18 protein-coding genes are annotated in these 19,487 nt (G+C 61.6%); 4 read left to right on the top strand and 14 right to left on the bottom strand.

Features of this window, described 5'->3' with window-relative positions; translation table 11 throughout:
- Nucleotides 1-88 precede the first annotated feature (88 nt).
- The 11 genes from P775_RS26485 to bhcA form a co-directional block, all read right to left on the bottom strand.
- Nucleotides 89-721: a class I SAM-dependent methyltransferase gene (locus P775_RS26485; protein WP_099913793.1), complete on the bottom strand. Its 633-nt coding sequence runs from the start codon at nucleotides 719-721 to the stop codon at nucleotides 89-91.
- Between the two features lie 3 nt (nucleotides 722-724).
- A complete protein-coding gene (pssA, locus tag P775_RS26480; RefSeq protein ID WP_099913792.1) occupies nucleotides 725-1,477 on the bottom strand; it encodes a CDP-diacylglycerol--serine O-phosphatidyltransferase in 753 nt (250 codons plus the stop codon).
- Between the two features lie 3 nt (nucleotides 1,478-1,480).
- Nucleotides 1,481-2,173, bottom strand: coding sequence for a phosphatidylserine decarboxylase (locus P775_RS26475; protein ID WP_099913791.1), 693 nt, complete (start codon nucleotides 2,171-2,173; stop codon nucleotides 1,481-1,483).
- 302 nt (nucleotides 2,174-2,475) lie between these two features.
- Nucleotides 2,476-5,112, bottom strand: a complete 2,637-nt coding sequence (locus P775_RS26470; protein ID WP_099913790.1) for a methyl-accepting chemotaxis protein — start codon at nucleotides 5,110-5,112, stop codon at nucleotides 2,476-2,478.
- A gap of 78 nt (nucleotides 5,113-5,190) precedes the next feature.
- Entirely contained in the window at nucleotides 5,191-6,333 is a 1,143-nt protein-coding gene (locus P775_RS26465) for an ABC transporter substrate-binding protein (RefSeq protein WP_099913837.1), read from the bottom strand.
- A gap of 127 nt (nucleotides 6,334-6,460) precedes the next feature.
- Entirely contained in the window at nucleotides 6,461-7,576 is a 1,116-nt protein-coding gene (locus P775_RS26460; RefSeq protein WP_099913789.1) for a THUMP domain-containing class I SAM-dependent RNA methyltransferase, read from the bottom strand.
- Between the two features lie 39 nt (nucleotides 7,577-7,615).
- A complete protein-coding gene (locus tag P775_RS26455; protein ID WP_099913788.1) occupies nucleotides 7,616-8,590 on the bottom strand; it encodes a type I glyceraldehyde-3-phosphate dehydrogenase in 975 nt (324 codons plus the stop codon).
- 15 nt (nucleotides 8,591-8,605) lie between these two features.
- Nucleotides 8,606-9,571 (bottom strand): iminosuccinate reductase BhcD, encoded by a 966-nt coding sequence (bhcD, locus tag P775_RS26450; protein ID WP_099913787.1) that lies wholly within the window; start codon nucleotides 9,569-9,571, stop codon nucleotides 8,606-8,608.
- Nucleotides 9,572-9,699: 128 nt separating this feature from the next.
- Nucleotides 9,700-10,863 carry a 3-hydroxy-D-aspartate aldolase BhcC gene (gene bhcC / locus P775_RS26445; protein WP_099913786.1) on the bottom strand — a complete coding sequence of 388 codons (1,164 nt, stop codon included), beginning with the start codon at nucleotides 10,861-10,863 and terminating at the stop codon, nucleotides 9,700-9,702.
- A 96-nt stretch (nucleotides 10,864-10,959) separates the two neighbouring features.
- Nucleotides 10,960-11,925, bottom strand: a complete 966-nt coding sequence (gene bhcB, locus P775_RS26440; protein ID WP_099913785.1) for a beta-hydroxyaspartate dehydratase BhcB — start codon at nucleotides 11,923-11,925, stop codon at nucleotides 10,960-10,962.
- On the bottom strand, nucleotides 11,922-13,112 hold the full coding sequence (gene bhcA, locus P775_RS26435; RefSeq protein ID WP_099913784.1) for an L-aspartate--glyoxylate aminotransferase BhcA: 1,191 nt from the start codon (nucleotides 13,110-13,112) through the stop codon (nucleotides 11,922-11,924). The genes bhcB and bhcA overlap by 4 nt, the downstream gene beginning before the upstream one ends.
- Nucleotides 13,113-13,288: 176 nt before the next feature.
- Here bhcA and bhcR point away from each other — a divergent pair, with 176 nt between their 5' ends.
- Nucleotides 13,289-14,110: an HTH-type transcriptional regulator BhcR gene (gene bhcR, locus P775_RS26430; RefSeq protein ID WP_245875873.1), complete on the top strand. Its 822-nt coding sequence runs from the start codon at nucleotides 13,289-13,291 to the stop codon at nucleotides 14,108-14,110.
- A 95-nt stretch (nucleotides 14,111-14,205) separates the two neighbouring features.
- On the opposite strand, the gene metF is transcribed toward bhcR, so the two are convergent.
- Complete coding sequence (gene metF, locus P775_RS26425) at nucleotides 14,206-15,072, bottom strand: methylenetetrahydrofolate reductase [NAD(P)H] (RefSeq protein WP_099913783.1); 867 nt, start codon at nucleotides 15,070-15,072, stop codon at nucleotides 14,206-14,208.
- 199 nt (nucleotides 15,073-15,271) lie between these two features.
- On the opposite strand from metF, the gene P775_RS26420 reads away from it, so the two are divergent.
- The gene (locus P775_RS26420; protein ID WP_099913782.1) at nucleotides 15,272-16,177 is read left to right on the top strand and encodes a LysR family transcriptional regulator; all 906 of its coding nucleotides are present in this window, start codon (nucleotides 15,272-15,274) and stop codon (nucleotides 16,175-16,177) included.
- A gap of 85 nt (nucleotides 16,178-16,262) precedes the next feature.
- Here P775_RS26420 and P775_RS26415 read toward each other — a convergent pair whose 3' ends face one another.
- The gene (locus P775_RS26415; RefSeq protein ID WP_099913835.1) at nucleotides 16,263-16,469 is read right to left on the bottom strand and encodes a cold-shock protein; all 207 of its coding nucleotides are present in this window, start codon (nucleotides 16,467-16,469) and stop codon (nucleotides 16,263-16,265) included.
- Between the two features lie 227 nt (nucleotides 16,470-16,696).
- Between P775_RS26415 and P775_RS26410 the strand changes: the two genes are divergently transcribed.
- Nucleotides 16,697-17,017 carry an arsenate reductase family protein gene (locus tag P775_RS26410; protein WP_099913781.1) on the top strand — a complete coding sequence of 107 codons (321 nt, stop codon included), beginning with the start codon at nucleotides 16,697-16,699 and terminating at the stop codon, nucleotides 17,015-17,017.
- 1 nt (nucleotide 17,018) lies between these two features.
- Nucleotides 17,019-17,387, top strand: a complete 369-nt coding sequence (locus P775_RS26405) for a hypothetical protein (RefSeq protein WP_099913780.1) — start codon at nucleotides 17,019-17,021, stop codon at nucleotides 17,385-17,387.
- A gap of 77 nt (nucleotides 17,388-17,464) precedes the next feature.
- Here the strand turns inward: P775_RS26405 and thrS are convergent, their stop codons facing one another.
- Nucleotides 17,465-19,411 carry a threonine--tRNA ligase gene (thrS, locus tag P775_RS26400; protein WP_099913779.1) on the bottom strand — a complete coding sequence of 649 codons (1,947 nt, stop codon included), beginning with the start codon at nucleotides 19,409-19,411 and terminating at the stop codon, nucleotides 17,465-17,467.
- Nucleotides 19,412-19,487: the final 76 nt, after the last annotated feature.

The raw sequence follows: 19,487 nt of genomic DNA, 5'->3' as shown, positions 1-19,487 counted from the left end.
AGACGTCATCCGATGCTGGAACGACAGGGGCTATTCTGCAAGCGGGCAGGCGGATATCTTTTTCGGCGGTCTGACCGGTCAAAGCCCGTCAGGCGAGCACTGGAGGAGACTTTTCGAACGCCAGAAAGGTCATCGTGCCCATCGGCGGAAGCGTCTTTCGTTCTATCACGGTCAGGGCAGGCTCTCCCATCACGGTAGAAATGCTGAAGTCGGAATGCCAGCCTAGAAATTCCGAGAAAGGCGCGCTGAGCCGTTCGATCACGGCCAGAATGCCCTTGTCGCTGGCGAAATGGTTGGTGATCACGATCTTGCCGCCGGGTTTGCAGACCCGCGCCATTTCGGCCACAACCCGTTCGGGTTCGGGAACAACTGACACGATGTGCATGGCGGCGACCACGTCGAAATGATTGTCGGGAAAATCAAGCGACCGGGCATCCATCTGAAGCAGTTGATCCACATGGCTGAGCTGCTGTGCCTGCACCCGGCGCCGGGCTTTCTTCAGCATGTCTGCGCTGAAATCGATGCCGGTGACCTTCAGATCCTTGCGATAATGCTGCAGCGCCAGCCCGGTGCCGACCCCGACCTCAAGAACACGCTGGACGGGCTGGCTGTTGATATACTGCACCGTCGCGCGGCGTCCGACCTGTGTGATCGCCCCGAAGGTACGGTCGTAGACCGGCGCCCAGCGGGCGTAAGAGGATTTGATTGCGTCGATGTCCATGGGTTATCCTTGCCCGCGCGTCCTGTTCTTGCCGGGCCGTAAGGCCCAGATCACAGTGAGGGCGTAGCCGATACTCAGGAAAGCCAGAGTTGCCCAGAGATAGGTCAGCAGGGCGGTGATCAGCAGCACGAAGCCCAAGACCACAAATTTTGCATTGCGGCGTGAGATCGCGATCTTCTTGAAGGAATAGGTACGGATGTTGCTGATCATCAGCAGCCCCACGGCCACCACATAGCCTGCCAGAACCTCTACCGGCAAGCGCGGCATGTCGGGAAACAGGAAGGCCACGAACATCGGCAGCATCACCAGAAACGCGCCTGCGGGTGAGGGTACACCGACAAAGTAGCCCTTGTCCGCCGCATCATCGCCTTCTTTGCTCGTCACGTTGAACCGCGCCAGACGCAGCACGCAGCAGATCGTGTAGATGAGAACAGCCATCCAGCCCGCCCCGCGCCAATCCTGCAGCGCCCAGACATGCACGATCAGCGCCGGTGCAACGCCGAAATTCAGAAAGTCGGCAAGAGAGTCGAGCTCTGCGCCGATCTTTGATTCACTCTTGAGCATGCGGGCAACGCGCCCGTCCATACCATCGAGCACGCAGGCCAGAAGGATCAGTCGCACGGCGCGTTCAAAATCTGACTGAAAGCCAAACCGGATGGCGGTCAGACCGGCACAGATCGCGGCAATTGTCATGAGGTTGGGGATCAGCTGTGCGAGCTGAAGATCACCTTTCTGACCCGGAAGATCCTCTCTCATCGATCAGCCCGTCCGCCCGCTGCGACGCGGCTCGTCAGAGGTGAGGTCGGCGAGCACGGTTTCGCCTGCGACCATGGTCTGGCCGATGCTGACAAGCGGGGCCACGCCATCGGGCAGGTAGACATCGAGACGCGAGCCAAAGCGGATCAGACCGAACCGCCCACCCGTTGCGATTTCTGTCCCCGGTGTGACAAAGCAGACGATCCGGCGCGCAACCAGACCGGCGATCTGGACCACGGCAATCTGGCGGCCATCCGCCATGTCAATGCACAGGCTGTTGCGTTCATTGTCTTCACTGGCCTTGTCTAGCGAGGCATTGAGGAACTTGCCCGGACGATAGGCGATAGCGCTGATGCGCCCGCCGATCGGAGCGCGGTTCACATGACAGTTAAAGACGTTCATGAACACACTGACCCGGGTCAGCGGCGCGTCGGACATCCCGAGTTCGGCCGGTGGAACCGCTGGTTCGATGAGCGAGATCACGCCATCCGCCGGGCTGATGATCAGCCCGGCGCGTGTGGGCGTGGTCCGCTGCGGGTCGCGAAAGAAGTAATAGCACCAGACCGTCAGGCCAAGTCCGACCCATCCAAGGGGGTCCCAGATCAGAAACAGCACAAGGCTGATCGCGGCAAAAATAGCCACAAACCGGCGCCCTTCCGGGTGCATGGGTTTGATAAAGGTGTCGCGCATCTTCATGTCAGCATGTCGCCCGCTCTCGAAACATGGTCGCTTCCTACCCCGATGTGGCGATCAGATACAACGCGATTGTGCCAATGGGGCGGAGTAAGCGAGGGTGCAGCGTGCCGTGGCAGAGCCATGGAGCGTTAGATGGTGACACGCGCCTGTGTATTGGCGCAAGCGGTTGAGGGGGCTGAGCACGCTTTGCGTCAGATGCAAGGCACAAGCCACCGCGAGAGCGCTTGCGCAGGATCATCTGGTCCCGTGTGCTGACGGCGTGCGGTTGATGAAACACATCACGGCCTTTGCAGAGCGCTCTGTCAGGCAGAGCGCGTCTGTCTTTCGTCCGTCTCCTCCCACGTGCCGCCAGACGGTGTTTGCCCTGCCGTATGAACATCGACCATGCCCGTCAGGCGGAAGCCCGAGACGGCATCGGCCAGGTTGCTGGCTTCGGAATTCAGCGTCATGCTGGCCGCGCTGGTTTCTTCGAACATGGCGGCGTTTTGCTGGGTCACCTGATCGAGTTCGTTGACGGCGGTGTTCACTTCGGAAATGCCGACCGCCTGCTGCTTGGCAGAGGCCGCGATGTCAGACGCCTGCTGAGATACCTCGATCACTGCGCCCGAGATGCGATCCAGCGCAAGTTCCGTCTTGCCCACAAGGGCAACGCCCTGATCAACCTGAATGGTACTTTCGGAAATCAGGCTGTTGATCTCTTTCGCGGCCTCAGAGGAACGCTGCGCAAGGCCGCGGACTTCGGAGGCGACGACGGCAAAGCCGCGCCCCGCCTCGCCGGCCCGGGCCGCCTCGACTCCGGCGTTGAGCGCCAGAAGGTTTGTCTGGAAGGCGATGTCATCGATCACGCCGATGATCTTGCTGATCTTCATAGCCGAATCCTCGATCAGGCGCATCGCGACCACAGTCGATTCGACGATTGTCTTGCCTTCTTCTGCGCTGCTGCGTGCAACGCTCACCACCTGCAGCGCACTTTCGGCACGTTCGGCCGAACCTTGAACCGAAATAGTCATCTGGGCGAGCGCGGCTGCTGTTTCGGCCAGGGTGGCGGCCGCGTGTTCGGTGCGTCGTGCCAGATCGTCCGAGGCGTTCGAAATTTCCGAACTTGAATCGTTGACCGAGGCGGCGCTGTTTGCGATCCGCTGGATCGCGTCATGCAGGGTGCTGGTGGCCTGATTGAAATCCCGGCGCAGCCGTTCGTAGTCTCCGGGGAAGGTCTGGGTGATCTGCACGGCAAGGTCGCCGTCGGCAAGCCGGTTCATGCCCTCGGCCAGCGAGGAAACGATCAACTCCTGTTCTTGTTGGCGCAGCGTGCGCTCTTCTTCTTCTTTCGCCTGCATCTGCTGTTTTTCTACCAGCCCGTCGCGGAAGATCAGCAGGGCGCGGGCCATGCGTCCGACTTCACCGCCTTTCTGCGCAAAGGGGACGTCCTGTTCGAGATCACCCGAGGCCAGTGCTTCGGTCGCGCCGGTCAGGCGTTGCAGAGGCCGCACGAGCGTGAGGAAGGTCAAGGCGATTGCGCCGAGGAAAACGCCCAACGAAATCCAGCCGATGTTCAGAAGCTGGACGCCGGCGCGCTTGGCCTGATCGAGGACCGCAAGACTGTCGGTCTTGATCTGGGATCGGGTTGCCTTGCCAGCCTCGGCCGCAGTTTTGCCGACGCTGCGTACGCTCTCTACGGTCTTTTTTAAAGCGTTTTCGCTTTCGGCGACCGAATCATTGATTGCTTTGCGGTGTTTGAAAATCCCGGTGTCTGGGTCAGAAAATGTGATCAACTGCGCCACTTTTCCGGCCAGCACCACCTCTGAATCGGGGATCATCTGGGTCAGGGATTGCGCCAGTTTCGCAAGTTCGGTGTTAAGAGCGGCAGAGTGTTTCTGGTTTTCCGAAGCGGCCAGTTCAAGAGCCCCGCCGACATAGGCCCAGACGGCCACATCAACACTGGCGAGCATCTTGATCCGGGCAACCGGGCCATCAAGGAGGTTCTGGATCGTTGTCGAGGTGTTTTCTGAGGCTGTTTCGCTTTCTATGGCGAGGGAAAAGATGAGGTCATCCACCTGTGAAGCGACGAGCAGGCCGAGGTCACGCTGTGCCGCCACGATGTTATCCTTTTGGCCCTTGATGACAAAGGTCGAGCTGCTCAGCACCTTTTCGAACAGGGCATAACTGTCTTCGATAGGGGTGGTGTCGAAGGAAAGCGATGTGTTGGCATTTGCCTCGTCCACGGCTAAGCGCAGATCACCCAGCGCGCTTTTCGAAAGATCCTTCAGGATCGATATGAGGGAGTCGTCTGCCGTCTGTGTCAGGGCAAGCGCCACGCCAGTGAGCAGGTTCACGTCTGCATTTATGCGGTAACGATTCTGCAGTGCAGCCACCACCCCATCCACAAGATGGGTCAGCCTGTCGTCCAGCGCGCTGACGGTGTCATCGCCGCCCACGACCAGATCGAAATACGCGGTGGTGCTGACGGATTTGAGGTGGCGATTGGTTTCTGCGGCCGCCGCGCGCAAAGCGGTGATCCGATCTCTAAGGTCGTCAAGGTTGCTGAAATTCGCGGCACGCATCTGGTCCAGCTCTTTGAAATCACGCAGGGCCGCGCCAATTTGCGTGTTCAGGATATCGCCGAGTTCCGGTGGAAAGCTGGCCGAAAGTTCGGTCATTTCCGCCATATGTTTCGCGACCGTGCCAGTTGCCTCTGCCAACGCGGCCTGATCGGACGCAAGAAGAACATCGACCAGTTCGGATTTCAGCTGATCGGCGTTTGTCACAAGCTCTGAAATTGTCGTCAATTCTTCCAGTCGCTGGTTGGCCAGAGTATCCAGGCTGGTCACGGTCTGGCGAAAGACCGAGTTGGATACCAAGATCGAAACACCCACCATTGCCCCCATGGCAACCAGTACGAGCGTGATTTTAAAGGCAATGCTGCCAATAATGGATTTCATTCCACAGACTTTCCAAAAGGGCAGAGAATGGAAGCGGTCAGCCGACCCAGGCTGTGCTGACCCGCCTTCCTCTTGTGTTCAGAGAGGCTCGAAAGTGCCATCCGCCTTCATGCTGGTCAGGAAGACGCTGTCCATTCCCTGATTGTCGCCCGGTCCAAAGGTCATCTCGGCGCCGCCGAAATCCACTGTGCCAAGGTCGAGCATGGTCGCGAGGAACGCTTTGCGAGAGAGATTTTCCCCGGTGCGGTTCAAGATTTCAATGACGAGGCGCCCCGCAAGATACCCTTCGAGAGAGATGAAATCCGGATTGGCCGAGGCATCCACTGCAGTCAGGGCCGCCTGATAGGCCGCAACCACCGGAACGGAAGCATCCCACGGGAAGGGCACGACCTGCGATATGATCACACCTTCGCCCTCGGGGCCGAGTTCGTTTGCGAGCGCCGTGGAGCCGACAAAGGAGATGTTCACGAATTCGGGAGTGAATTTGAGTTTGCGCGAGAGCTTGATGAACTCGGCGATCGGTTTGTAGGCGCCGACCATCACAACCGTGTCCGGTTTTGCCTTGCGGATATCGAGCAGGGCAGATTTCACCGCAACGGTATTGCGGGTATAGCTGCCGGTTGCGGCAAGGGTCATTCCGCGACGTTCGAGGGCCTTGGTCACACCGTCAAGGCCAACACGGCCAAAGCCGTCGTCCTGATAGAGAATGGCGATCTTCTTGAAGCCCTTGTCATCGACAAGATATTTGATCCATGCCTCGGTTTCGGCGTCATAGCTGGCGCGGATGTTCAGGACATTGCCAAGACCGCCATCCCGCAGGAAACCGGCGCCGGTGAAGGCACCGATATAGGGAATGTCGCTCGCGGTGGCGAGCGGCTGGGTCACGGCAGCGGTCGGGGTGCCGACCGCGCCGACCAGTCCCAGATGGTCATCCGCGTCGATGATTTGCTGCACTTCCTTGGCGGATCGGTCGGGTTCATAGCCGTCATCCACGCTGTCAAGCGTCAGCAGCCGACCGTAAACGCCCCCCGCGCGGTTCGCCTCTTCAAAGGCGGCGCGGAGTCCCAGCTGCATTCCGGTGCCAAGGGCGGCGGCGGGCCCGTCAAGGGCAGCAACCTGAGCGAATTTCACGCTCTCCTTGGTGATACCCTCTGCCGCGGAAGAGGCGCCCGCCAGCGACAGGAGGGCGGCGGCGCTGAGCGCCAGGATTTTAAGAGACATCAGCATCCAATCCTCGATTCGTGGTAACGAGTCATGGTCGTCTCAAAGAATGACTATTCCCTTTATTGGCGGGCTTTTGTCGGATGCCGCGTCCCTGCATGGGCAAGCGCAGCGACGTTTGCCTGCCTCAGCGCAGGGTATCGGTCTGCAGCAGATGAATGCGCAGCCCGCCGTGCGAGACGGGCGCAAGCGGGGTCGAAAATGGCAAGGCAGAGGCCTTGGCAAGACCCAGATCGGTGGTCACCATGCCGACGCGCCAGCCGCGGAACCGTTCCAGCAGCGTCTTGCCAAGCGCGCCATAGACCGCGAACAGCAGCTTTTTCTCGCCGATGCGGGTGCCGTAGGGCGGGTTGACCATGACCAGACCCGGGGGACCTTCGGGGCGGATCAGGTCGCTGACAGCATTGTGGCGAAAGTTCGCGATGTCACTGACGCTGGCGCGTTCGGCATTGGCGGTGCTCATGCGGATGGCGCCGGTGTCGCGGTCGCTGCCGTAATAGCGGCTGTCGGTGTGGCGCGGCGTGTTGGCGGTGCGCATCTGCTGCCAGAGGTCGGGATCAAAGCTGGCGAATTGTTCGAACGCAAAGGCGCGGGAGCGGCCTGGGAACAGGCCCTTTGCGATCTCGGCCGCTTCGATCACGAAGGTGCCGGAGCCGCACATAGGGTCCACCACGGATTCGGTGCCAGTATAGCCGCACTGGCGCAGGAAGAGGGAGGCGAGCGTTTCGCGCATCGGGGCCTTGCCCACAGCCTCTTTATGGCCGCGCTTGTGCAGCGGCTCGCCCGAGGTGTCGAGCGAGAAGGTGCACAGATCATCCTCGATCCGCGCCATCAGGCGCAGGGGGGCGTCGGGGGCGATGGTGGCGCCGAGGCTTTCGCGCAGGGCGGTTTCGATGCGCTGGGTGGCGGCACCGGCGTGATAGATGCGCGAGGCCTTGCAGGTGACATCGACGCGGATCGGGATGTCGGGGCGCAGGATGTCGGCCCAGGGAAACTTGCGCGCGCGTTTGTCGAGCTGGGCCAGATGCATGACCCGGATCGCGCCGATGCGTGCCAGCACGCGCGAGGCGCCGCGCAGGGTCAGATTGGCGCGCCAGACCTCGGGCCAGCCGCCGGTCAGGGTGACGCCGCCGGGCGTTATGGTTGCATCGGCAAACCCCTGTTCCAGCGCCTCGGCGCAGAGCAGGGATTCAAGGCCCGGAGGCGCGACGAGAAATATCTCGAATGGGGTGTCTTTGGTCATGGCGCCCTGACTAGCCCCAAAGCGAGGCGCGTTCGAGCGCTATCTTGCGGCCATCAGGCGGGCCATGTCGATCATCCGCGCGGAAAAGCCCCATTCGTTGTCATACCAGCCAAAGATCCGCGCCTGCATGCCGTTCTGGATCGTCTCCGGCAGGGCGATGACCAGCGATTCGGGTCGTGCGCGCAGATCGGTGGACACGGTCGCATCCTCGGTGACGCCAAGTACACTGGACGATTGGGCGAGGTGGTGCAGGTGGTCCCTAAGCGGCTGATCTGGAAGGGTTTCCAACGTCACCACAAGGTCGACGGCAGAGACGCTGATCACCGGAACACGCACTGCGGCGCCGGTGACACGGCCCGCGATATCGGGCAGCACGCGGTCGATCAGGCGGGTGGCGCTGGTGGTGGTGGGCACCATGGAGACAGCACCGGCGCGGCTGCGGGCCAGATCGCCGCGCGGGGCGTCGACCATGGGCTGGCTGCCGGTATAGCAGTGGATCGTGGTCATATGGCCCTGAACCACACCGCAGCTGTCATGCAGGGCGCGCAGCAGGGGCGCGAGCGCATTGGTGGTACAGGAGGCGTTGGAGACGATGCGCGCATCGCCAAGCTGATCCTCGTTCGCGCCCAGCACGATGGTTTGTTCAGCCTCATCACAAGGCCCTGAAATCAGGACATTTTTCGCCCCGGCTGTCAGCCCGCGTGCGGCATGGGCGCGGGTGTTGATGATGCCGGTGCAATCCATCAACACGTCGATGCCCGAAAGATCCAGCTCGGCCAGATCTCTTTTCTGGCTGAACGGGATGAACAGGTCATTAACGGCCAGCGCCCCCGTCTCGGCACGCACGGTCCCGGCAAAGGGGCCGAAGACGGAATCATAGCGAAACAGATAGGCGCAGGTGTCCAGCGGCGCGATGTCGTTGATCAGCGCGATCTCGATATCCGGGTGAGAGGCGAGAAGCTGGCGCAGGATCGTGCGGCCGATCCTGCCAAAACCATTCAGAGCGACGCGCATGTCATTGCCTTTGCGTTAGAAATCGACGTTGATCGCAACGCCGCTTTTTTGCGCAAGCTCCACCACTTTGGCCGCGACTGCAAGGTCTTGCAGGCCGACTCCGGTGCCATCGAACAGGGTGATTTCATCGGCACTGGTGCGGCCCGGGTGGGTCGCGTTGATCACGGCGCCGATTTCCGTGATGTCGGTGTCCTTGATCAGACCCGCAGTGACGGCATGCTGTGCCTCGCCAATGCTGATGCTTTGGGCGATTTCATCGGTAAACACCGTGGCGCGTTGGAGCAGCGCCGCCTCAACCTCTTGTTTTCCCTTGGTATCCGTGCCCATGCAGGCGATGTGCGTGCCGGGGGTGACATGGGCGTCCAGCAGGCTGGGCGCAAAGCTGGAGGTGATCGAGATGATCACATCCGCGTCGCGGCCCAGGGTTTCAAGGCTGGCTTCCTCGAACGGCAGTCCAAGCTGGGCGGCGCAATCGGCAAGGCGCGACAGCATTTCGGGGTGGTAGTTCCAGCCGATGACTTTCTTGAAATTACGTTGCTTTACAGCGGCCTGCATCTGAAAGATCGACTGATGCCCGGCGCCGATCATGCCAAGCACCTGTGCATCGGGCCGCGCGAGGTGTTTGATCGACACGGCAGAGGCGGCGGCGGTGCGCAGCGCGGTCAGCAGATTGCCCCCGACGATGGCGCTGCATTTTCCGGTGTCCGCGTCGAAGAGAAAGATCGTGGACTGGTGGTTGGTCAGGCCCTTGTCGGCATTCCCGGGCCAGTAACCGCCTGATTTCAAACCCAAAGCCAGACTTTCGCGGTCGAACCCGGATTTGAAGCCATAAAGTGCGTCGGCATGTCCGATCGCCTCGCGGATGACCGGAAAGTTGTAGGCGGACTTGCGCGACATGGCGGCAAAGGTCGCTTCGACCGCGTCAAACGCGGCTTCGGGGGTCATCAGGGCGGCAATTTCAGCTTCGGGAACGATCAGCATTTTGGGGTCTTTCTATGGGGCGGTCAGGGCCGGAAAAGCCCGTATGGAAGGCGTCTGGAAAGCGTATGGTTTTCGTATGGCGGAGGTGCGGATTTTGGCAGCCCCAGATGAGGGGACTGCCGGGGCTGTCAGTACGCCTTGCCACGGGCCGAGACGGGCCAAAGGGTTTCGACCTTGCCGCCCCGCACACCGACATACCAGTCGTGCACGTTGCAGGTCGGATCGCAATGGCCGGGGACAAGGCGCAGGGTGTCATTGACCCTGAGCACGCCGTCAGGGTCGGAGACGACGCCATGTTCGTCGGAGCATTTGACATAGGTCACATCGGTGCGGCCAAAGATCACCGGCAGGCCGGAGTCGACCGACTGCGCCTTGAGGCCCGCATCGACGATGGCCTTGTCCGCCTTGGCGTGGCTCATGACGGTGGTCAGGATGAACAGGGCGTTTTCCCATTCGCCCTCGTCGATCCGTTTGCCGTCCTTGTCATGGATCCGGCCATAATCGGCGTCCATGAAGGCGTAAGAGCCGCACTGCAGTTCGTTGAACACGCCAGAGGCGGATTCGAAGTAGTAGGACCCGGTGCCGCCGCCGCCGACGATGTCACAATCGAGGCCTTCGGATTTCAGCGCCGTTATCGCGGCGGTGACCATGTCGATGGCGATCTGGGTCTTGCCTTTGCGGTCCTCATAGCTGTCGAGGTGCTGCATGGCGCCCTGATAGGCCTGAATGCCGGCGAATTTGAGGCTTTGTGCGGCGTCGATGGCCTTGGCCAATTCCACCACCTGCGGTGTTGTCGTCACACCGCAGCGCCCGGCGCCGCAGTCGATTTCCACCAGACATTCGATCTGGGTGCCATGTTTGACGGCAGCGGCCGACAGGTTCGGGATGTTGTCCAAGTCATCGACGCAGCAGATGGTGCGCGCGCCGAGCTTTGGCAGGCGGGCGAGGCGGTCGATCTTGGCCGGGTGCGTGACCTGATTTGATACCAGCACATCCTTGATGCCGCCGCGGGCAAAAACCTCGGCCTCGGACACCTTCTGGCAGCAGACGCCGACGGAGCCGCCAAGGCGTTCCTGCAGCAGGGCCACATCGACGGATTTGTGCATCTTGCCGTGGACGCGGTGGCGCATGCCGTGGGATTTTGCGAAGTCGCCCATCTTGGTGACGTTGCGTTCCAGTGCGTCGAGGTCGAGGATCAGGCAGGGCGTCTGGATGTCGGATTCATCCATGCCGGGCAGGGCAGGAACGTCATAGCCGACGTCGAGGTCGGTAAACTCCGTGATGTCTTTCATGGTCTCATCTCCCGTTGAGAACGTTGAAGTCAGGAAGGTGCGTGAATCACGCACCCTACGGCGCGGGTAGGGTGCGTGATTCACGCACCCGTGGGGTCATTGCATCCAGGGCAGGCTGTCGAGGTCGACATTGCCGCCGGTGATGATCACGCCGACACGTTTGCCCCGGAACAGCTCTGGGTTTTTCAGGATCGTGGCGAGGGGGACGGCGCAGGAGGCTTCGATCACGATCTTCATGCGCTTCCAGGTCAGCTTCATCGCCTCGATGATTTCGTCCTCTGACGCGGTGAGAATGTCGGTCACATGGTGGCTGACAAAGTGCCAGGTGTTTTCCTTGAGTGGCACCTTGAGCCCGTCGGCCACCGTGTCGGGCGCATCGTCGGCGATGATATGCCCCGCCTTGAACGATCGGTAGGCATCGTCGGCCTGTTCAGGCTCGGCCGCATAGATCTGCACCTGCGGCGCGAGGGTCGAGAGGGTCAGACAGGTGCCCGAGATCATGCCGCCGCCGCCGATAGGGGCGATGACCGCATCAAGGTGTTCGACCTGCTCCATCAGCTCTTTCGAGCAGGTGCCTTGGCCCGCGATGACGCGCGGGTCGTTGTAGGGGTGCACAAAATCCGCGCCGGTTTTGGCATGGATCTCGGCAAAGACCGCCTCGCGGCTTGTGGTGGACGGCTCGCATTCGGTGATGATGCCGCCATAGCCGCGCACGGCGTCCTTTTTGGCCTGCGGTGCGGTGCGGGGCATGACCACATGGCAGGGGATGCCCCGCCGACCCGCCGCATAAGACAGCGACAGGGCGTGGTTGCCGGAACTGTGCGTGGCCACACCCTTGGCGGCCATATCCTCGGGCAGGCCGAAGACGGCGTTCGACGCACCACGCACCTTGAAGGCGCCGGCCTTCTGGAAATTCTCGCATTTGAAGAACAGCTCGGCGCCGGTGAGGTCGTTGAGATAGCTGGAGGTCAGCACCGGGGTGCGGTGAATATAGGGTTTGATCCGCTCATGGGCGGCCAGCATATCCTCGTAGGTGGGCAGATGGTCGGGGTGATCCCTCATGCGGCTTTCTCCTGTGCGACGCGTGTCCCCCGGCGATAGACGCCCTGTGCGGCGGCAACGCCGGAACCGAGGGTGACGGGCAGGCCGAGATCAACCATGACCATTTCAGCGGTGGCAATGCCCGAGAGCGCCATGGCGTCGGTCAGCATGCCCAGATGGCCGATACGGAACACCTTGCCCGCCACATCGCCAAGGCCGGTGCCAAAGGCCATGCCATAGTCCAGCGCTGCGCGGTCGACGATTGTCGAGGCGTTGAAACCTTCCGGCGTGCGGATCGCCGTCACCGTGTTGGAATAAAGGTCGGGCGAGACGGCGCAGGGCGTCATGCCCCAGGCCTGCACGGCGGCGCGCACCCCGTTGGCGATGCGGGCGTGGCGTGCAAAGACGTTGTCCAGACCTTCGGCCAGCAGCATTTCGGTGGACAGCTTCAGCCCGTTCAGCAGGCCAACGGAGGGGGTATAAGGATAGGCATTGGCGGCGTAGCCCTTGCGCATGTCATCAATGCTCCAGAACGTGCGGGGCAAGGTGGCTGTCTTGCTTGCCGCCACAGCTTTGGGCGAAAAGCAGGTGATGGCAAGGCCGACGGGCAGCATGAAGCCCTTTTGACTGCCGGTGACCGCAACATCGACGCCCCATTGATCAAATTCGAACGGCATGGAGCCGATGGAGCTGACGCCATCGACCATCAGCAGCGCGCCATGTCCGGCGGCGTCCATGGCGCGGCGCAGGCCCGCAATGTCGGACACCACGCCGGTGGCGGTTTCGTTATGGGTGGCAAGCACCGCCTTGATGCGGGCGTCCGGATCGGCGCGCAGGATCTCCTCGAACTTGGCGACGGGCAGGCCTTCGCCCCAGGGGACATCGACCTGCACGACGTTGAGGCCGAAGCGGTGGCACATGTCGATCCATTTGTGGCTGAACATGCCGTTGCGCGCGGCCAGAATCGTGTCGCCGGGGCTGAGCGTGTTGGACAGCGCGGCCTCCCATCCGCCGGAGCCGGTGGCGGGAAAGATGAACAGCTCGCCTTCGCTGGTTTTAAGAACCTTGCGGCAGCCGTCGATGGCCGGGTGCAGGATCGTTGCAAACAGTGGCGAGCGGTGGTCGATCGTGGGCATATCGCAGGCCTTGCGGATCGCCTCGGGGATGTTGGTGGGGCCGGGAATGAAGACCGGGTTCTGAAGGCTCATGGCGTGTTCTCCTCGCTATGACACAGGTTTACGCCTTGCCTGTTTCCCGGGCAATTTTTTTGAAATTGTTTTTCATAATTGGATAAGGCACAAAAATTACGTTGAATCAGGGGTTTGCATTTTTCATAATGCGGAGGTGTTTTTTATAAAACCGGAGGGTAACAGTGGAGCGGGATGTGGCAGAGCCGGCACGGGGGCGGGGCAGGCCACGCGCCTGGCATGACAAGTCCGAGCAGAACACGATCAAGTCGCTGGACCGCGCGATGGAGGTTCTGGAGCGGCTGAGCGAGATGACAAAAGGCGCCACCCTGTCGCAGCTGGCGGGGGATCTGGGCCAGTCGCCCGCCAGTGTCTACCGCGTGCTGTTCACGCTTGAGGCGCGCGGGATTGTGGATTTCGACGGCGGCCCGCAGACCTGGCATATCGGCGCCGGGGCCTTTCTGATCGGGTCGCGGTTTTTGCGCCGCACCTCGCTGATCGAACGCGCGCTGCCGGTGCTGCGCGCGCTGATGGAGGCCACCGGAGAGACGGCGAATCTGGGTGTGCAGCAGGCGGGGCAGGTGCTGTTTCTGAGCCAGGTCGAAACCCATGCCACAATCCGCGCGTTTTTCCCGCCGGGAACCGTGTCGCCGATGCATGCGAGCGGAATAGGCAAGGCGCTTCTGGCGCAGCGCGGAGCGGGACAGGTGGCACGGATTCTGGACGAGCACGGGCTGGCGCGGTTCACCGAGTTCACGTTTGTGACGCGCGATGCCCTGCTGGCCGATCTGGCCGAGACCCGCGCGCGGGGCTATGCGGTGGATGGTGAGGAAAAAAACATCGGCATGCGCTGCGTGGCGGCGCCGATCTTTGACATGCATGGCGAGGCGGTGGCCGGGATTTCCGTCTCTGGCCCGTCGAGCCGGATTCCGATTGAGGCGATCCCGGCCTTTGGCGCACAGGTGATCGCAGCGGCCCTGCAGGTGACACAGGGGATCGGCGGGCGCGGAGCCGGGTGAGCCGGGACAAAAGTCTTTTAAAGACTTTTGACAAGAATTTTCAGAAAATTCTTGGCCCCGGCGCCACCGTCAGAGCGTGTTGCGTCACACTGACTTCAGGCGACGTTTTCCAGCTTTGCCTCGGGTGTCACGCCCAGGGCGAAACAGACATCGCGGGTCAGTTCCGGGCGGTTAAGCGTGTAGAAATGCAGCTTGTCCACACCGCCCTCGATCAGTTCCGAACAAAGCTCGGTGCACATGGCTGTGGCGAGCAGATCCTGACTGCCGTCGCGCGTGGCGGTTTCGAACGCGTCGATCACCCAGTCGGGGATATGGGTGCCGCAGCCTTCGGCAAAGCGGCGCGCGCCTTTCCAGTTTTCGACCGGAAAGATCCCCGGCACGATCGGCTTGTCGATCCCGGCCTTCACGCAGGCATCGCGAAAGCGAAAGAACGTCTCTGCCTCGAAAAAGAACTGGGTCAGCGCCTCGTCCGCGCCGGCGTCGAGCTTGCGCTTGAGATAGTCCACATCGGCGGTGGCGCTGGGCGCTTCGGGGTGTTTGTCGGGATAGGCGCCGACACGGATGGTGAAATCACCGGTTTCCTTCAGCGCCTCGATCAGCTCAACCGAACTGTGAAACCCCTCGGGGTGGGGCACGAAGCCGTTTGCGCCCTTGGGCGGGTCGCCGCGCAGGGCGACGATGTCCGTGACACCGGCGGCAGCAAAGTCGCGCGCGATCTGCAGGGTTTCTGCGCGGGTGGCATCGACGCAGGTCAGGTGCGCGGCGGTGCGCAGGCCGGAATGTTTGTGCAGGGTCGAGACGACATCGCGGGTCAGATCGCGGGTGGTGCCGCCCGCGCCATAGGTGACGGAGACGAATCGTGGGGCCAGCGGGGCCAGAACCTGCACGGTGTCCCAGAGGCGGAATGTGGCTTCGATATTCTTGGGCGGGAAGAATTCAAAGGAAATCTCGGGGCGGGTCATGGGGTGGTCCTTGTGTTCGATTTCACGTCTTGTCGCATATTGGCCATTGTGAGACAAACTCATATAACTCATCAACAACATGAGGCGGACATGCTTAAAACGTCCTGCCTTCAACGTGACTCGCGTGTTCTCTGCCAGTCGGCTGCGCCTCTGGCGTGAAAAGCGATGCGTGTGTTTTGGTAAAAGGCGGGACGCTATCATGCATATCGAATTCCGGCATCTGCGCACGATCAAGGCGATTTATGAGGCCGGCGGCGTGGCCAAGGCCGCCGATCAGCTGAACATCACACAAAGCGCGCTGAGCCATCAGATCAAGGGGCTGGAGGATCAGGCGGGGGTCGAGCTGTTTGTGCGCCGCTCCAAGCCGATGACCCTGTCGGCGGCGGGGATGCGGCTGTTGCGGCTGGCGGAACAGGTGCTGCCGCAGGTCGAGGCGCTGCAGGATGAATTCAGCGGGCTGCGGGCCGGATCGACGGGGCGCATGCACATCGCCATTGAATGCCACGCCTGTTTTGAATGGCTGTTCCCGGTGCTTGAGGCGTTTCGCAAGATCTGGCCGGATGTGGATGTGGACATCCGCCCCGGGCTGGCCTTTGACGCGCTGCCCGCCCTGTTGAAGGAAGAGGTGGATCTTGTGGTGTCCTCTGATCCCGAGACGATCCCGGGCGTCACCTTTACCGAGCTGTTTGATTACAAGGCCGTCTTTGTTGCGGCCTCGGTGCATCCGCTGGCGCAGAAGCCGTTTGTCGAGGCGCAGGATTTTCGCGGTCAGACGCTGATCACCTATCCGGTGGAACGCTCGCGGCTGGATGTGTTCAGCCAGTTGCTGACCCCCGCCAAGGTGGAGCCCGCCGCGATCCGGCAGGTCGAGCTGACGGCGGTGATCCTGTTGCTGGTGGCCAGCAACAGGGGGGTGGCGGTGTTGCCCGACTGGGTGGTGCGCGAGGTCAAGTACAATTCGGACTACGTGACACGGCCCCTGACCAAGACGGGAATCACCCGCCGGTTGTATGCGGCAACGCGCAGTGCCGATGTGGACAAACCGTTTGTGCGTGATCTGATCGGCCATGCCCGCACCGAAGCGGTGAAGCTGCAGATGGCTTGAAGCGGTCAGCCCGAAAAGGATGGTGGGGCACCGATGGCCGGTCCGGCGCAGTCCCGGCCATCTGTTGCAGAGTTTGGGGTGGGGATCAGAGCAAGGTCAGATCCGCGGCCATTTCCCGACCGTCGCGGCCTTCGCGCATTTCGAACCGGACTTTCTGGTTGTCGGCAAGCCCGGTGAGGCCCGAGCGTTCCACGGCTGAAATATGAACGAACACATCCTTGCCGCCATCATCGGGCGCAATAAACCCGTACCCTTTAGTGGTGTTGAACCATTTCACGGTGCCCGTCGGCATGTCCCGTGTCTCCTTCATGTCTTGCTTTTCCCTGAAAGTGTCAGGGTTTCGGCGCGGCCCCATCGGGTCTGAACGCGGTATGTGCGGCGCGCAGAATACCTGTCCTGGGGCGACCTTTTGGGGCCACGTGAGAAAAAGGATTACATGGGATATGTAAAAAGCAAGCAAAACAGGGTCGCAATGGCCAGACTCTGTGAATAAGTGGACGGGATGATACAGGAGCGGGCATGATCCTTTACGGTTTGAAGACGTGTGACACCTGCCGCAAGGCGCTCAAGGCGCTGGATGGGGTGGAATTTGTGGATGTGCGCGCCGAGGGCGTGCCGCAGGAGGTGCTGGAACGTGCGCTGCTGCTGTTCGGGGACGGTGTGGTGAACACCCGTTCGACCACTTGGCGCGGGCTGGACATGGAGGAGCGGGCGGGCGCCCCGCTGGACCTGCTCAAGGCGCATCCAAGCCTGATGAAGCGGCCTCTGATCGTTGACGGCGACGAGATGTGGCTGGGCTGGGGCAAGGACGTGCAAAGCGCCCTTCAGGGACGCGGCTGAGATGCGCGGTGCTGCGTCAACCTTGGGCATCATTGCGGGCGTGTTCGGGATGATCGTCGGATTCTTCGGGTTCGGCTATACCGAGCTGACGCGCCATTTTGTCGAGATCGAACAGAGTTTCGGCATGTTCGACAACCCCGAGCTGGTGCGCATCGTGTCCATCCTGTCGCCGATGCTGGCGATTGCAGGCGGGGCGATGGCAGTGTCGCGCGCGCTATGGGGTGGGGTGCTGTTGCTGCTGTCGGCGGCGGGGATGTATCTGGCCTTTGGCTTTAACGTCTTTACGATGTTCCCGATTGCCTTTGCCGGGCTGGGCGGCGTTTTGGCGCTGGCGGCGGGCAAGCCGGACGCGCCCACCGCGCATTTCTGACATCCCACTTTGAAAACGCCATAAAAAAGGGCGCCGCGCCTGAGGTCAGGTTCGCGGCGCCCCTTTGGTTTCAGGTCTTAGCGCAGATCGGGCGCGGTGGCCTCGGCGGCAAGGGCGGCAACAGTGTCGTCCAGCGCCACGACAGAGGTCTGCTTTTCCCCCAGACGGCGCAGGGTGAGGGTGCGTTCCTCAACCTCGCGTGCACCGACGGCGAGGATGACAGGCACCTTGCCGACCGAATGTTCACGCACTTTGTAGGTGATCTTTTCGTTGCGAATGTCCGCCTCGGCCCGCACGCCTGCCTTTTGCAGGGCGGCGACGACCTCGTGCACATACTCATCCGCATCGGAGACGATCGATGCGACAACCACCTGACGCGGGGCAAGCCAGAACGGCAGCTTGCCGGCATGTTCCTCGATCAGAATCCCGATGAAGCGTTCGAAACTGCCCAGAACCGCGCGGTGCAGCATGATCGGGCGATGTTTGGAGCCGTCCGCGCCGATGTAGTTGGCATCCAGACGTTCGGGCAGGTTGGGGTCCAGTTGCAGCGTGCCACATTGCCAGTCGCGCCCGATGGCGTCGGTCAGCACAAATTCCAGCTTGGGCGCATAAAAAGCGCCTTCGCCTTCGAAGATCTCGAAGGCGCGGCCGGCGGCGCGGCAGGCATTGCCCAGAGCCTCTTCCATGCGGTCCCAGCTTTCTTCGGAGCCGACGCGCTTTTCGGGACGGGTGGACAATTTAACCCGCCAGCTCGCAAACCCGAGATCGGCATATATTCCAGCGAGGAAGTCGATGAATTTCTTCGACTCCGCCTCGACCTGGTCCATGGTGCAGAAGATATGCGCGTCATCCTGCGTGAATCCGCGCACCCGCATGATGCCATGCAGCGCACCGGAAGGCTCGTAGCGGTTGCACGATCCAAATTCGGCCATGCGCAGGGGCAGGTCGCGATAGCTCTTCAGGCCGTGGTTGTAGATCTGCACATGGCAGGGACAGTTCATCGGCTTGAGCGCGTTGATGGTCTTTTCGCGAGCATGCTCTTCGTCCACCTCGACGATGAACATGTGCTCCTGATAGTTCTCCCAATGCCCGCTTTCTTCCCACAGCTTGCGGTTCACCACCTGCGGTGTGTTCACCTCGACATAGCCGTCGCGGGTCTGCTGGCGGCGCATGTAATCCTGCAGGGTGGTGTAGATCTTCCAGCCGTTGGGGTGCCAGAAGATCTGACCGGGGGCCTCTTCCTGCATGTGGAACAGGTCCATCTCGCGGCCCAGCTTGCGGTGGTCGCGTTTGGCAGCCTCTTCCAGCATGTTCAGATGGGACTTGAGCTCTTCCTTGTTCTGAAAGGCGACGCCGTAGATCCGCTGCAGCATCTGACGGTTGCTGTCGCCGCGCCAATAGGCCCCGGCCACGGACATCAGCTTGAATGAATCGCCCGGCACCTGACCGGTGTTCTGCAGATGCGGACCCCGGCACAAATCCTGCCAGTCGCCGTGCCAGTACATGCGCAGGGCCTCGTTGCCCGGAATCGCGCCGATCAGCTCGACCTTGTAGGGCTCGCCCCGGTCTTCGTAATACTTGATCGCAACGTCGCGGTCCCAGACTTCGGTGCGGACGGGATCGCGTTTGTTGATGATCTCGCGCATCTTTTTCTCTATCAGCCCCAGATCTTCGGGGGTGAAGGGATCGGCGCGGTCGAAATCGTAATACCAGCCGTTGGCGATGACCGGGCCGATGGTGACCTTGACGTCGGGCCACAGCTCTTGCACCGCGCGGGCCATGATATGGGCGAGGTCGTGACGGATCAGCTCCAGCGCGGGCGCGGCATCGGCCAGCGTGTTGATCGCGATCGAGGAATCGGCGTCGATGGGCCATTGCAGATCCCAATGCGCACCGTTCACGGTGGCCGAGATTGCCTTTTTCGACAGGGATTTGGAAATGCTTTCCGCAACGGCAGCAGGGGTCACCCCCGCGTCATAGTCGCGTGCGTTGCCATCGGGAAAGGTGAGGGAGATCTGGGCCATCTGAGGCTCCTCGTCGGTTTGGCGCCTACGGGACGCCCGGTTGCGGGTTATGATGTGCGGCCTAAGTGGCAAAGCG

The organism is Puniceibacterium antarcticum (genome assembly GCF_002760615.1).
Taxonomy (GTDB): Bacteria; Pseudomonadota; Alphaproteobacteria; order Rhodobacterales; family Rhodobacteraceae; genus Puniceibacterium; species Puniceibacterium antarcticum.
The sequence above is the reverse complement of the archived record's forward strand: the minus strand, read 5'-3'. Positions and strand labels throughout refer to the sequence as shown.